Origin of the sequence: Xanthomonas sp. NCPPB 1638 (genome assembly GCF_041475635.2) — a bacterium.
Taxonomy (GTDB): domain Bacteria; phylum Pseudomonadota; class Gammaproteobacteria; order Xanthomonadales; family Xanthomonadaceae; genus Xanthomonas; species Xanthomonas cucurbitae.
In genome coordinates this window covers 2,761,646-2,774,896 of the sequence record NZ_CM192984.1, presented here as the reverse complement: position 1 = coordinate 2,774,896, position 13,251 = coordinate 2,761,646, and the positions used below count along the sequence as shown (strand labels likewise).

The window sequence follows — 13,251 nt, the reverse complement described above, 5'->3', positions numbered from 1 at the left end:
ACAAATGCCACCGCAAGGCAGTACGCTGCAAATTCCAGGCACGACAAAAAGCGGCCATGGGCCGCCTCGCGTCTCAGCACCAAAGCCGCTTACTTCATGCGGTAGGTGATACGGCCCTTGGTGAGGTCGTATGGCGTCATCTCGACCTTGACCCGGTCACCGGTCAGGATGCGGATGTAGTTCTTGCGCATGCGGCCGGAGATGTGGGCGATGATCTCGTGCCCGTTTTCCAGCTTGACCCGGAAGGTGGTGTTGGGAAGCGTCTCGCTGACGCTGCCTTCGAATTCAATGGAGTCGTCTTTCGACATGTAATCCTGTGCAATCACGGCTGGCCCGGCAGGGCCGTAAGGGACGGCATTTTACGCCCCATCTCCCGGTGGTGCAAATTTATGTTAAGCGAGCTTCATGCAGCTCACGCGCCAGCCGCTCGCCATAGCGCGCGGACCAACTGCCTGCCGGCTCCGGTTGCGCCACCTGCCGCTGCACGGAATGCAAAAAGTCTGCACGCGGCAGGCGTTCGGCTCCCAGGCTCAGCAGGTGGGGGTTTTCCACCTGCGCATCGAGCAGCGGCCATCCACGGGCGTGCAGGTCCGCAGCCAGGGCGGCCAGGGCCACCTTGGAGCCGCCACTGCGCGCACTGAACATGCTTTCGCCGAAGAACATTCGGCCGATCGCCACCCCGTAGATGCCGCCCACCAGGTGTGTCCCGTCGAATACTTCCAGCGAATGCGCATGGCCGAGGTGGTGCAGCTCGATGTAGGCCTGCTGCATGGGGCGCGTGATCCAGGTGCCGTCCTGGCCTGCGCGCGGAATCGCCGCGCAGGCTGCAATGACCTGCTCGAACGCGGTATCGGCGCGCACGGTCCAGGTGCTGGTGCGCAGCTGGCGCCTGAAGCGAGAGGAGAGGCGTACGCTCTCGGTCCAGAACACCATGCGCGGATTTGGGCTCCACCACAACAGCGGCTGGCCATCGGAGAACCAGGGGAATACGCCATGCGCATAGGCATTGAGCAACCGCGGCACCGACAGGTCGCCACCGATCGCCAGCAGGCCATCTGGCTCGCGCAATGCCTGCTCGGCAGGCGGAAACGGCGCGGCGGGATCGGCGGAAAGCAGGAAGGGAAGAGCGCGCGACATCTGACGAGTTTAGAGCCTTGCCCGTCCCTCACACGGGTGCATCGGCGCATTGTGCGCTGGAGTCGGCGCACCGGTGCAGTCGCGGAACGGGCTGTGCTCGGCCAGTTCGAGGGCCTGTTGGGCAACCGCCACGCGCTCGTCCGCGCACCATTGCGCCAGCGGCGCACGAAAGCTGGGGTCGGCGATCCAGTGGCGGCTGCGTACCAGGGTGGGCAGGAAGCCGCGCGCGATCTTGTGCTGGCCCTGGGCACCGGGCTCGAAGCGGGCCAGGCCTTCGCGCAGGCAGTATTCCAGGCCCTGGTAGTAGCAGGTTTCGAAGTGCAGGCCGGGCAGGGTGTCGCCGCCCCAGTAACGGCCGTATAAGGTGTCGTGGCCACGCAGGCAGAGCGCGCCGGCGATCGGGCGGCCGTCGAGGTCGGCCAGGAACATCACCAGCTGGCGCGGCATGGCCGTTGCCAGATGCTGCAAGAACTGCGGCGTGAGTGCGGGCGAATTGCCGTACTCGTTGAAGGTCTTGAGATAGAAGCCATACATCGCCGCCAGGTCGTCCTGGCTGGCCTCGTCGCCATGCACCACGCGCATGCGGATACCGGCGCGCTGCACCTTGGCCCGTTCCTGGCGGATGTTCTTGCGCCGCTTGTGGTCCATGGCGCCAAGGAACGCCTCGAAGTTGGTCCAGCCGGCGCGGTTGTGCCAGTGGTATTGCAGGTCGTTGCGTTCCAGCCAGTCGGTATCGAAGGCGGTGTCTTCGTCCACCGGGTGGAAATTCACATGCGCCGACGACAGGCCGCTGCGCTCCACCAGCTCGCGCATGGCCGCCAGCAGGTGCGGCCGCCACGTTGGGGCGCCCAGCAGGCGTGGGCCGGTCACCGGCGAGTAGGGCACCCCGCACAGCCACTTGGGGAAATACTCCTGCCCGTAGCGCGCGTACGCATGCGCCCAGGCATGGTCGAACACGAATTCGCCGTGCGAGTTGTGTTTCAGATATCCCGGCGCGGCGGCGACCAGGCTGTCGCCTTCCCACAGGGTCAGATGCAGCGGGTTCCAGCCCCAGTCCGGACGCAGGCAGCCTTCCTGCTCCAGTCCCTGCAGAAACGCATAGCCGATGAAGGGATGCGTGCCATCGTGCAGCGCATCCCAGGCGCCAGCCGGCAATTCGTCCAGCCGACGGCACCAGCGCGCGGTAACGCTCATCCGCGCTGCCTGCTGGGCAGGCCGGTCGCAGGGCGCGACCGGCGGTTGGCAATCACCTCAGACGCCCTTGTCGAGATAACGCTCGGCATCCAGCGCCGCCATGCAGCCGAAGCCAGCCGAGGTGATCGCCTGGCGGTAGTGCTGGTCGGCCACGTCGCCGGCGGCGAATACGCCGGCCACCGAGGTTTCGGTCGCCGCGCCGTTCAGGCCGGAGCGAATCTCCAGGTAGCCGTTGTTCATCGCCAGCTGGCCGTCGAACAACTGGGTGTTGGGGTGGTGGCCAATGGCGACGAAGAAGCCGTGCGCAGCGATGTCGCGGGTGCTGCCGTCGAGGGTGGACTTGACCCGCACGCCGGTCACGCCGGCATCGTTGCCCAGCACTTCGTCCACTGCGTGGTGCCAGACGGTTTCGATCTTGCCGGCGGCCACCTTGGCGAACAGCTTGTCCTGCATGATCTTTTCCGCGCGCAAAGTGTCGCGGCGGTGCACCAGGTAGACCTTGCGGGCAATGTTGGACAGGTAGAGTGCTTCTTCGACCGCGGTGTTGCCGCCGCCGACCACCACCACGTCCTGGTCCTTGTAGAAGAACCCGTCGCAGGTGGCGCAGGCGGACACGCCGCGGCCCTTGAAGGCTTCCTCGGTGGGAATGCCCAGGTACTTGGCGGTGGCGCCGGTGGCGATGATGAGCGCGTCGCAGGTGTACTCGGCACTATCGCCGATCAGCCGGAACGGGCGCTGCGACAGGTCGGCGGTGTGGATGTGGTCGAAGATCACCTCGGTGTCGAAGCGCTCGGCGTGCGCCTGCATGCGGTTCATCAGGTCCGGGCCCATCAGGCCGTGGGGGTCGCCGGGCCAGTTGTCCACCTCGGTGGTGGTCATCAGCTGGCCGCCCTGCTGCAGCCCGGTGATGACCACCGGCTTGAGGTTGGCGCGGGCGGCGTAGACCGCGGCGGTCCAGCCGGCCGGGCCGGAGCCCAGGATCAGCAGGCGGGAATGCTTGGCGGGGCTGGCAGAAGAGGCGCTCATGTATACTCGCGATCTAGGAAATGGCAGGGCTGGCGCGCAGATTCGCGCTCCCGTGGCGGCATAGAGTGGCGGTCCACACCCGGTGAATCAAGGCGGCGCGATGGAACTGCTTGAACCGCAGATGGCATGGCCCACCCACGTTGCAGGTCCGACGCCGCCTTGTGCGGCGTTTTTCGTTGACGGCTGCATGCCGTGGCAGCCGGCGGTCGCCTGACTGCTGTCACTGCGGCCGCAGTCGTTTATTATCAACCACTAACAGCATTTTTCTAAGGTCTGGCTACAGGTGGCAAAGCAGGTTCCCGAACGCAGCAAGCCCGCAGAAGGCAAGACGTCGTCGCGCAAGACGGCGGCCGCCGACACTCCGCGCCGACAGAAGCTCTGGCGCGATCTGGCATTGATCGCGGTGGCGCCGCTGCTGCTGTACCTGCTGGCCAGCCTGTTCACCTATTCGGCCACCGATCCCGGCTGGTCGCGCACCGGCAACCTGGTCGCGCCGATTCACAACATGGGCGGCCGGTTTGGTGCCATGGCGGCGGACGTGTTGCTGTATTTGCTCGGTTACGTGGCCTTTCTGTTGCCAGTGATCTTGGGAGCGGTGGCCTGGATTGCCCTGATCGGCGAGCGCGAGGAGCAGAGTCAGAGCGACCTTGGACCCTCGCTGCGGTTGGTTGGGATGGTCGGCTTCCTGATCTCTTCGACCGGCTTCCTGCATCTGCGTCTTTATCATGGAGAAGTCGCCGAGGCTGGCGGTATTCTTGGGGAGCAAGTGAGCGGCTCGCTCAGCGCCGGCTTCGGCGCGCTGGGCGCCAACCTGTTCGTGGTGGTGCTGCTGCTGGTGTCGATCACCCTGGCCACTGGCTTGTCGTGGTTCGCGGTGATGGAGCGCATCGGCAAGTGGGTGCTGGCGCTGGGGCCGCTGATGCAGCGCAAGACCCACCAGGCCAGCGAGTGGCAGCAGACCCGGGTGATGCGCGAGGAGCGCGAGGAAGTGCGCAAGGTCGATGCGGTCAAGCAGGCCAAGCGCGAGCCGGTCAAGATCGAGCCGCCGCCGGCACCGGTGGTGGAAAAGAGCGAACGCGCCAAGCGCGATACGCAGATCCCGATGTTCCAGGGCGTGAGTACCGATGGCTCGGACCTGCCGCCGCTGGCGTTGCTGGACGACCCCAAGCCGCAGGCCAAGGGCTATTCGGAAGAAACGCTGGAAACACTGTCGCGGCAGATCGAGTTCAAGCTCAAGGATTTCCGCATCGAGGCGCAGGTGGTTGGCGCCTATCCGGGGCCGGTCATCACACGCTTCGAGATCGAGCCGGCGCCGGGCATCAAGGTCAGCCAGATCAGCTCGCTGGACAAGGACATCGCGCGCGGGCTGTCGGTGAAGTCGGTGCGCGTGGTGGACGTGATTCCGGGCAAGTCGGTGATCGGGCTGGAGATCCCCAATGTCACCCGCGAGATGATCTTCCTGTCCGAGCTGCTGCGCTCCAAGGAATACGACAAGTCGGCCAGCCCGTTGACGCTGGCGCTGGGCAAGGACATCGCCGGCCGCCCGACCGTGGCCGACCTGGCGCGCATGCCACATCTGCTGGTGGCCGGTACCACCGGCTCGGGCAAGTCGGTGGCGGTCAATGCGATGGTGCTGAGCCTGTTGTTCAAGGCCTCGCACAAGGAGCTGCGCATGCTGATGATCGACCCGAAGATGCTCGAACTGAGCGTCTACCAAGGCATCCCGCATCTGCTGGCACCGGTGGTCACCGACATGAAGGAGGCCGCCAACGGTCTGCGTTGGTGCGTGGCCGAAATGGAACGCCGCTACAAGCTGATGAGCGCGGTGGGCGTGCGCAACCTGGCCGGTTTCAACAAGAAGATCAAGGACGCCATCGACGCCGGCCAGCCGATGATGGACCCGTTGTTCAAGCCGAACCCGGAGCTGGGCGAAGCACCGCGGCCGCTGGAGACGCTGCCGTTCATCGTGATCTTCATCGACGAATTCGCCGACATGATGATGATCGTCGGCAAGAAGGTCGAAGAGCTCATCGCTCGTCTGGCGCAGAAGGCGCGTGCGGCCGGCATCCACCTGATCCTGGCCACGCAGCGGCCGTCGGTGGATGTCATCACCGGCCTCATCAAGGCCAATATTCCAACCCGCGTGGCGTTCCAGGTCAGTTCCAAGATCGACTCGCGCACCATCCTGGACCAGTCCGGCGCCGAGGCGTTGTTGGGTAACGGCGACATGCTGTATCTGCCGCCGGGCACCGCACTGCCGGACCGCGTGCACGGCGCCTTCGTCAGCGACGAGGAAGTGCATCGGGTGGTCGAGCACCTCAAGGCCAGCGGGCCGGTGTCCTATGTCGAAGGCGTGCTGGACGAAGTGCAGACCATGGGCGATGGCACCGTGGTCGGTGCCACCGGCCTGCCGGAAAGCAGTGGCGGTGGTGGCGACGAGTCGGACCCGTTGTATGACGAGGCGCTGCGCATCGTCACCGAGACCCGGCGCGCCTCCATCTCCGGCGTGCAGCGGCGCTTGAAGATCGGCTACAACCGCGCCGCGCGCCTGATCGAGGCGATGGAAGCGGCCGGCGTGGTCAGCCCGCCCGAGCACAACGGCGACCGCAGCGTGCTGGCACCGCCGCCCCCGAAGTAAGCGCGGCGGCCATCACCGCCGTGCAGGGCGCCGGGTGCGGGGATTTGCGGGTTTCTGGTGACCACGCGCCGCCCTTGGATTCGGTAGCGTTGAACGTACCGAAGCATCGCATCGCGTTGTCCGGCGACAGGCGACAGGCGCAGCCAGCGTCGGATCCAGCTCACCTTGCTGGAGTGTCGGCAGGAGGGCATGCGCAGTGATGCGGCAGAGTGGGAAGCCCATGTCTGTCATTGCCGGGCACAACGGCTACCCTGTGCGCCAAGCGCCACTTTGGCCTGTCGTGATCGAGACCCATGCTGCATCGTCCCTTGTTGTTGCTCGTGCTGTTGTTCTCCGCGCCGCTGCTGGCCCAGCCACAGCCCCGACAGCAGGCGGCGCCTGTCCCGGGGGCGGCACGCACCCAGGCCGACACCAACTTCAGCTTCGTGCGCTATCGCGCCGACTACGAAGTACGCGCCGATGCCAGTAGCGTGGAGACCGACGAATACGAGATTCTGCTCAAGACCAAGTCGGCGGTGGAGCAGTTCAGCCAGGTGCGCCTGAGTTACAGCGAGAAGATGGAAACGCTCGAGGTGCTTCAGGCCTATACCGTCACCGCCGAAGGCCTGCGCCAGGAGGTGGCCAGCGACAAGATCTACACCCAGGAAAGCTATTCCAGCGCCTCGGCGGCGATATATGCCGACCGCAAGGTCAAGGTGGTGGTGTTCCCGAACCTGGCGCCCGGCGCACGTATCGTCTACCGGGTGCGGCGGGCGCAGAATACCCCCTATTTCCCCGGCTATTTCAGCCTGTGGGAGACCTTCAGCGTGTTTGCGCAATACGACGATGCGGTGGTGACCCTGGTGGCGCCGAAATCGTTGCCGATGCATCTGTCGGTGCGTGGGCTACAGGGCGGGACCAAGCCGGTGGTGCGTGGCGATCAGGCGCGCTGGGAGTGGCGTTACCAGCGCACCGTGCCGATGAAGAACCAGAACTGGAGCGCGGCAACCTGGGAGTTCAGCCCCACCTTGATGGCCAGCACCTTCGACAGCTGGTCGCAGATGGGCCTGGCCTATCACGTCAAGGGCGCGCGCGCGGCGGCGGTGACGCCGGCAATCCAGGCGCTGGCCGACCAGGTCACCAAGGGCATCGACGCCCCGCGTGCGCAGGCCGCGGCCTTGTACGCATGGGTGGCGCGCAATATCCGCTACGTGGCGGTGTACCTGGGCAATGGCGGGCTGGAGCCCAACAGTGCCGACAGCATCCTGGCCAACCACTATGGCGACTGCAAGGACCACACGGTGATCCTGGAAGCGTTGCTGGCGGCCAAGGGCATCGCCAGTACGCCGGTCCTGATCGGTGCGGAGGGCGGGCCGACATTGCCGGCGATCCCGGTGCTGGGGCGTTTCAATCACGCCATCACCTATCTGCCGGCCTTCGATCTCTACGTCGATTCCACCAACCCGTATGCGCGCTTCGGCCAGCTGCCGGCCGGCGACCTGGGCGCACCGGTGGTGCATACGCGCGACGGCAAGCTCACCCACACGCCGCCGAACGACCGCAAGGTCAATCGCTATGTTGCGCGGACCGACTATCGCTTCACCCCGCAGGGTGGCCTGCAGGGGCTGACCACGCTGGATAGCGGGCAAACCGGTGAGGTGGGGTTGCGCGCGATGTTCGTGCAGCTCAATGCGCAGAACCGCAACCGCATCGAGGAATCGATCATTGCCCAGTCCGGCTTCGTCGGCATCGGCGATCTGCTGATCCAGGGCGATCCACTGGATCTGGAGACGCCGTTCAATTATCGCTACACCTTCCAGGCCAGCGACGCGGTGGATTTTTCCGTGGTCGGTGGCATGACCCTGCCGGAGATGCCTGGCGCCGAATCCACCCGTGACATCTACACGACCACCTCGGCCGAAGACAATCTGACGCCGTTCTATTGCAACGACAGCGTGCGCGAGGAAACCTACGTGGTGACCTTGCCCGACACCGTGCCCATCATTGCCATCCCGCGCAGCAGCCGGTTCCGCAACAAGGCAGGCGACTACGCGGTGGAATGGACGCGGCAGGGGCAGACCGTCACCGCCGTGCACCGGTTGCAACGCGCTGCCGTGCGTGGGCCGCAGGCCTTGTGCCAGCCACAGGATTACCGCGCGTTTCGCGAGCTCTACCAGCAGGTGCGCCGGGGCTTTCGCGGCCAGATCGTCTACGGCGATCTGAGCAAGGTGCAGACGGCGCAGTGAGCGCGCAGCGCGGGCACGCGCCTCACATGAACGCATCCGCGCGATAGCGCTCGCCCATTCATCTGTGAAGCTTCAGAATTGACGCAGTTCCTTCTGGAAGACCGCGATGCATCGCCAGCTCCGTTATGCCGTCCTTGCCACCGCCCTGTTCGCCGGTACCGCCTTTGCCGGTGCGCGACAGGAGCTGGAGACGTTCACGCGTGGCCTGAAGGGCTTGGACGGGCAGTTCAGCCAGCAGGTCAGCGATGCCAACGGTCGGGTCAAGGAACGCTCCAGCGGGCGGGTGGCGTTGTCGGCGCCACGCCAGTTTCGCTGGGAATATGCCAAGCCCTACAAGCAGTTGATCGTGGCCGATGGCAAGAAGGTCTGGGTGTTCGACCCCGACCTGGAGCAGGTGACCGTGCGTGCACAGGGCAGCGAAGAGCAGAACAGCCCGCTGGTCGCCCTGATCGACCCGGCGCGCCTGGACAAGCAGTACGACGTCAGCGAAGAAGCGGCGCCGCGCGACGGCCTGCAGTGGCTGTCGCTGACGCCCAAGGTCGACACCGAGGCGAGCTTCCAGATGGCCTCGCTGGGGTTCGGTAAGGACGGCCTGGCGAAGATGGAAGTGGTGGACGCGGTGGGGCAGCACACCGCCATCAGTTTCAGCGGCTGGAAGCGCAATCCTGCATTTGCTGCAGACACCTTCCGGTACACGCCGGCCAAGGGCGTGGACGTGGTGGGCGACGCGCATTAGATGCGTCTGCGGACGCACGGCATAAATGCATGGTGCAGCTCGGCTGTGCCTGCCGGGGTGGGGGGCGCAGCGTTCGCCGTGACGTGACGGAAACCCCGCCATTCGGGGGTGACGCCGGCAGCGCTACGGGACTGGCTCGTACGGGATCCATTGACCAACCGTACGACTCGCCTCGGCCGCTTGGTTAACCTGGCGTTTGATGAAGAAGTCGATGCCACGCTCGCGCTGGCGTTTTCCCTTTTCGCGCAGAATGAGAATGGTCGGTTCCCAGATGCCTGGGTGGCTGATCAGATCATCGAAGGCGCGATCAGCCTCCATCGCTTGAGCTTCGCAGCCGGCGCCCCGTAATAGCTGGGCCTGCGCGCGCAATGCGTCCAGGCGCGGCGCAGCATCGGCCTGTAATACCCAGTCTACGACCAGCGAAGCGAACTTGTTGTCTTGCATGTGGATGCGGACCCGTTCGACGAAGTCCTCTAACTGGCGCTCGGCCACCATGTAGAGCCGCTGGTCATCGACCTTGCCTTGCAGTTTGGAGATTCCGTAGTGGGTCCATAACTGCCAGTTGCGTTTCACCTCGCGTTTGAATGACGTGAAGTTGAAGAATTCTAAGCCACGATCTGTGCGCACAGGATCGATTTCGTTATTGAACATCCACAAGGTGGAGAACGTATTGCTGCCACCCGAACGCAGCTCTCTGCTATAGCCGAAATCGAGCGTAGCCATGGACAGCCGCGCCACTGGTGTGGACGGCACATTGCCAGTGCTCGGGTGCGTCCACTGCTGAGCAACGAGACTTGCCGTTCCGCGCCCTGCGATTTCTACCCTGGATTGTGCGCTTGAATCCTTCAGCACCATCGTCATGTAGCCTTCGATCGGCGTCTGCGAACGGGAGGTTTCCCGCCGTGCCTTTAGCCCGAGCGAAGCCCCCAGGGTGGCGCGACGCGGTTGGCCATCCATTTTTCCCACGCGCACGCCCGCAGCGATGGTGACGCTGGATTCGGTGGCCGAAGAGTTGCGCTCGGCATGGCCGATCAAGCCAACGGTGATGCTGGGATGGTGCGCCAGTAGCTCCGCCAGAAAATCCTGCCTGGTCAACTGGCCTGTATCGCCGCCGGCTTGTTCTGCGAGCTCCAGCAGATGTTCGAACATGGCGAGGAATTGCGCGCGCTGCTCCAGCTCCTGACCCTTGCCCCGTCGTGGTACCCGGATCTGCACGCCATGTTCGATGCCCGATTCATTTTTGATGCGCCAATCGGCTGCTCCCGTAATACCCACCGGTGCGCGTTCGGTGCCCGGCAGCAGCACGCCCGCGCTAATGCCCGTACTGGCGTTGAACTGCCGCGCCTTCTGTCGTCCGATCTGCAGCGACAGCCCGGTCCGTCCCATGTAAATCTCCACCGAGCGATCGGAACTGATCTGACAGCCTGCGGATAATTTCAGTCCCAGGCCGCTGGGGATGATCGCAAGCGCGGCCGACAGCGGCGTCGTATTGAGTCCTATCACTCGTTGCTCGGTGAGACGCAGCTTGTCGCGCCATTCCAGCCGTTCCATCAGGTTGCGCAGGCATTCGAACAGCGCGCGTGGCGACCTGACGCGGGACGTGTCGCCCTCATGAAGAAAACGACTGGCATTACCAACGGCCTGATGAAAGTGGTTGCGCGCGACCGACGCCAGTTCTTCATCCAGGGGCGCTGCACCGATCGGCATGTCGGTCGGCTGTACGGCGTGGTGGAGCAAGCCGCGTTGGATCAGCCGCAGCGTTTCAGGCAGACGCATGCGGCCGGTACGTAATGCAACCCAGGCGGACGCGATCGCCGGATGGCACTCCGCCGGTTGCCGATCGTTGGTTTCGCTCACGGAGGCAGCCGCCGAGCGCTGAAGATCCTGAGCGCGCCGTTCAATCTTGGCCAGTACCTTGGCAGTGAAGGTCAGTTCGGTCGCATTCTGCTCGTGTGGGAGCCAGTGCGCGTACTCCGAAAGCGCTTGCATCGCCAGCTCTTCCTGCGACGGCATTCGCCCGCACGCCATTTGGATCTGGCGGCGCGCGACGAGCCAGCTGGTAAGGTGGCCGGCCGCCTCGCGAAAAGCGTCGTTGGCCCGCCGCACAGCTGTCGGAAGCGCTTCGGAGGCGCCGACCTTCATTCCCAGCTCGAGTGCGTTGAAGGGATTGAGGGCGCGATTGCCCCGCCTTCCGCTGTCTGTTACCGCCCATTGCGCAAACATCTGCAGGCATGCGTTAACGCGGGCATAGGGTGAACCTGCCCGAGTGGTTTCGTAGCCGTTGCGGAACGCATGAAATGCGCCGCGCTGGGCATCCGTTGCAGACTGCAGGCCCTGCAGCGGCGAGGCGCCATGCAGGGCATGGCGCGCTCCCATTTGCGCATCGCCCAGCCAGGTGCGTTCAGTCTGTTCTGCGTCTGGCATCAGTGCAAGCCGATGGCTGGCACGCAGATGGACCTGCGCCGCCTCCAAACACTCCCTGGAGGGGGGCGTGGGTTCTTCGTGCAGCATGTGCGAAAGAACCTGCATGCCGCGCGGAACGCCGGCCAACAGGCCGACGCAGGCGGTGACGGTATCCATCGGCGGGACCACCTCGGTAGCGATGGAGACCTCTGGTGGCGGAATCAGCTCACGCAACTGCACGACGCCCAAGCGTTGCAGCACGTTGACCGCTACCGTGGCATCGCCCTCGCTGGCGATCGATAAGGCCTGCAGGGCGATGTGCAACGCGTCGACCGGCTGCAAGGCGTCGGTCCCGAACGCAGCGCTGCGGCCTTGCAGGCCGCCAGCCCAGGTGCGTAGCGCCTGTCGACTCACGGGGGCGATCGTTTCCTTGCGAAAGCCGGGTAGGACGTGGAGCAATGCCTCCATGGTGTCGGCGACGAGATCGGCAGCTTTGGGCCGAACCTCATCAACCGGCGGCTGCGCGGCTGCATGTTCCACCATACGCCGCATTTCGCCGTTCGCTGCTTCCAGCACGCTGATCGTTTGCTCCTGCTGCCACAACTCCTTTGTGTTGATCCGCGACGAATGCTGCGCCTGCTTCAGTTTTGCGTCGACCTGGGCGAGGTGCTCCTGTAGGCGCCGCGCATTCCGCTGGCAGCGCTCGGCATGCGTGCGTTGCAGGGTCAGCATGTTCTCGTTGCGCCCCAGTCGTGTGCGCAGTACCTCCAATTCTCGGTTTCGCTCTGCAGCAAGGTGCGACGCAAGCGTGCCAGACACCGGCTCATTGGCCGCGCTGCTTGCTTGATATGACTGCAACGCATCGCGCGCTTGTGCATACGCGCTCCGTAACTGATCGATCTCCGCATTAGTAACCGCAAGTGCTTGTTCTGCTTGTTCTGCCTGTGCGAGGCCGCGGCCGAAAAAAACCGCTTTGGCCAGTGCATCGCCGCGCGCGCGCGCATCCTTCAGTGCGTTTTCGAGCCGAGTGCGGACGCGCTGCAGCTGTGAGGAATCTACGCTCTGATGCGCGTTGGCCAAGGATGGCGCCGCGCGCGCTGCGACAGCGCGCGACTGCTGATCGTCTGGTAGTGCGTTCAATGCGGCGCGCGCGGAGAGAATTTCCGACTCGAGATCTTGTACCGTCGCCGATACTGCATCAGTTTGCACTTTGCATCCATGCAGCCGTTGCAGCAGTTCGGCGCGTGCGCGCGTCAGTACGCTGATGCTGTCGTTAAGATTGGCGGCGCGTCGGGCTCTCAAGGCCAACTGCGCATGTGCGGCTTGTAGCGTTTGTTCATGCGCGTACTTCAATTCGTCTTGGCGACGCCGGGAGATCCGTGCGGCCAAATCGCGGTTGGATTGCTCCAGGCGGGATATCAGCGCCTCATTGAGATCCTTGGCGGCATTTGAAAGCAACGGGGCTGCTTGCGGATCAACGGTGGCATTGGTGCTGCGTTCCGATGGATCGGCTGGTCTGTTCCTCTCGCACTGCACCGAGGAATAGCGCAGCAGGGCCGTATGTGGTTCTGGCGCACCACTACTGAGGCCCAATAGCTCTGCGGCCTTCCTGAAGGGCCGCAGAAGAGCGTGTTTGCGCTTGGGAGCGGCTTTCAACCCGCAGTCGAAGACAGTTGCCTGCTTCGCTTGCTCAAGTAGCGTTGCGGACCAACCCAGCGGATCTTCCTGTGCCTGGATCAGTTCCGCCTCGAACGCGCATGGATCGGGGGTAGCCAATTTGTTGTGCGTCTGCCGCTTCGCTGAAGGTTTGGATGGATGCGAGATGGTTTCGGCCATCCCTGGAAGGCAAGCGGCGATGGCAGAGGGACGAAGCGGAATGCGGGGCATGGTGG

General features: G+C 64.5%; 7 protein-coding genes and 1 pseudogene. 3 read left to right on the top strand and 5 right to left on the bottom strand.

What is annotated here, in order from left to right:
• Positions 1-89 precede the first annotated feature (89 nt).
• From infA to trxB, 4 genes and pseudogenes are all read right to left on the bottom strand, one after another.
• Positions 90-308 carry a translation initiation factor IF-1 gene (gene infA / locus ACCQ13_RS11860; protein ID WP_002813418.1) on the bottom strand — a complete coding sequence of 73 codons (219 nt, stop codon included), beginning with the start codon at positions 306-308 and terminating at the stop codon, positions 90-92.
• 79 nt (positions 309-387) lie between these two features.
• Positions 388-1,137 carry a leucyl/phenylalanyl-tRNA--protein transferase gene (gene aat, locus ACCQ13_RS11855; protein ID WP_104603691.1) on the bottom strand — a complete coding sequence of 250 codons (750 nt, stop codon included), beginning with the start codon at positions 1,135-1,137 and terminating at the stop codon, positions 388-390.
• Between the two features lie 81 nt (positions 1,138-1,218).
• A pseudogene (locus ACCQ13_RS11850) lies at positions 1,219-2,331 on the bottom strand (GNAT family N-acetyltransferase); the annotation flags it as partial.
• Between the two features lie 57 nt (positions 2,332-2,388).
• Positions 2,389-3,357 carry a thioredoxin-disulfide reductase gene (trxB, locus tag ACCQ13_RS11845; RefSeq protein WP_104603689.1) on the bottom strand — a complete coding sequence of 323 codons (969 nt, stop codon included), beginning with the start codon at positions 3,355-3,357 and terminating at the stop codon, positions 2,389-2,391.
• Between the two features lie 283 nt (positions 3,358-3,640).
• Here trxB and ACCQ13_RS11840 point away from each other — a divergent pair, with 283 nt between their 5' ends.
• From ACCQ13_RS11840 to lolA, 3 genes are all read left to right on the top strand, one after another.
• Positions 3,641-5,995: a DNA translocase FtsK gene (locus ACCQ13_RS11840; RefSeq protein ID WP_104603688.1), complete on the top strand. Its 2,355-nt coding sequence runs from the start codon at positions 3,641-3,643 to the stop codon at positions 5,993-5,995.
• A gap of 293 nt (positions 5,996-6,288) precedes the next feature.
• Positions 6,289-8,220, top strand: coding sequence for a DUF3857 domain-containing transglutaminase family protein (locus tag ACCQ13_RS11835; RefSeq protein WP_159407224.1), 1,932 nt, complete (start codon positions 6,289-6,291; stop codon positions 8,218-8,220).
• Between the two features lie 106 nt (positions 8,221-8,326).
• On the top strand, positions 8,327-8,956 hold the full coding sequence (lolA, locus tag ACCQ13_RS11830) for an outer membrane lipoprotein periplasmic chaperone LolA (protein ID WP_104603686.1): 630 nt from the start codon (positions 8,327-8,329) through the stop codon (positions 8,954-8,956).
• 123 nt (positions 8,957-9,079) lie between these two features.
• Here lolA and xopZ read toward each other — a convergent pair whose 3' ends face one another.
• Positions 9,080-13,246 carry a XopZ family type III secretion system effector gene (gene xopZ / locus ACCQ13_RS11825; RefSeq protein ID WP_159407986.1) on the bottom strand — a complete coding sequence of 1,389 codons (4,167 nt, stop codon included), beginning with the start codon at positions 13,244-13,246 and terminating at the stop codon, positions 9,080-9,082.
• Between the last annotated feature and the right edge of the window lie 5 nt (positions 13,247-13,251).

Bases quoted from the DNA above. Each gene is read 5' to 3' on its own strand.
- infA (WP_002813418.1), bottom strand. From the start codon at position 308: ATGTCGAAAGACGACTCCATTGAATTCGAAGGCAGCGTCAGCGAGACG.
- aat (WP_104603691.1), bottom strand. From the start codon at position 1,137: ATGTCGCGCGCTCTTCCCTTCCTGCTTTCCGCCGATCCCGCCGCGCCG.
- trxB (WP_104603689.1), bottom strand. From the start codon at position 3,357: ATGAGCGCCTCTTCTGCCAGCCCCGCCAAGCATTCCCGCCTGCTGATC.
- ACCQ13_RS11835 (WP_159407224.1), top strand. From the start codon at position 6,289: ATGCTGCATCGTCCCTTGTTGTTGCTCGTGCTGTTGTTCTCCGCGCCG.
- lolA (WP_104603686.1), top strand. From the start codon at position 8,327: ATGCATCGCCAGCTCCGTTATGCCGTCCTTGCCACCGCCCTGTTCGCC.
- xopZ (WP_159407986.1), bottom strand. From the start codon at position 13,246: ATGCCCCGCATTCCGCTTCGTCCCTCTGCCATCGCCGCTTGCCTTCCA.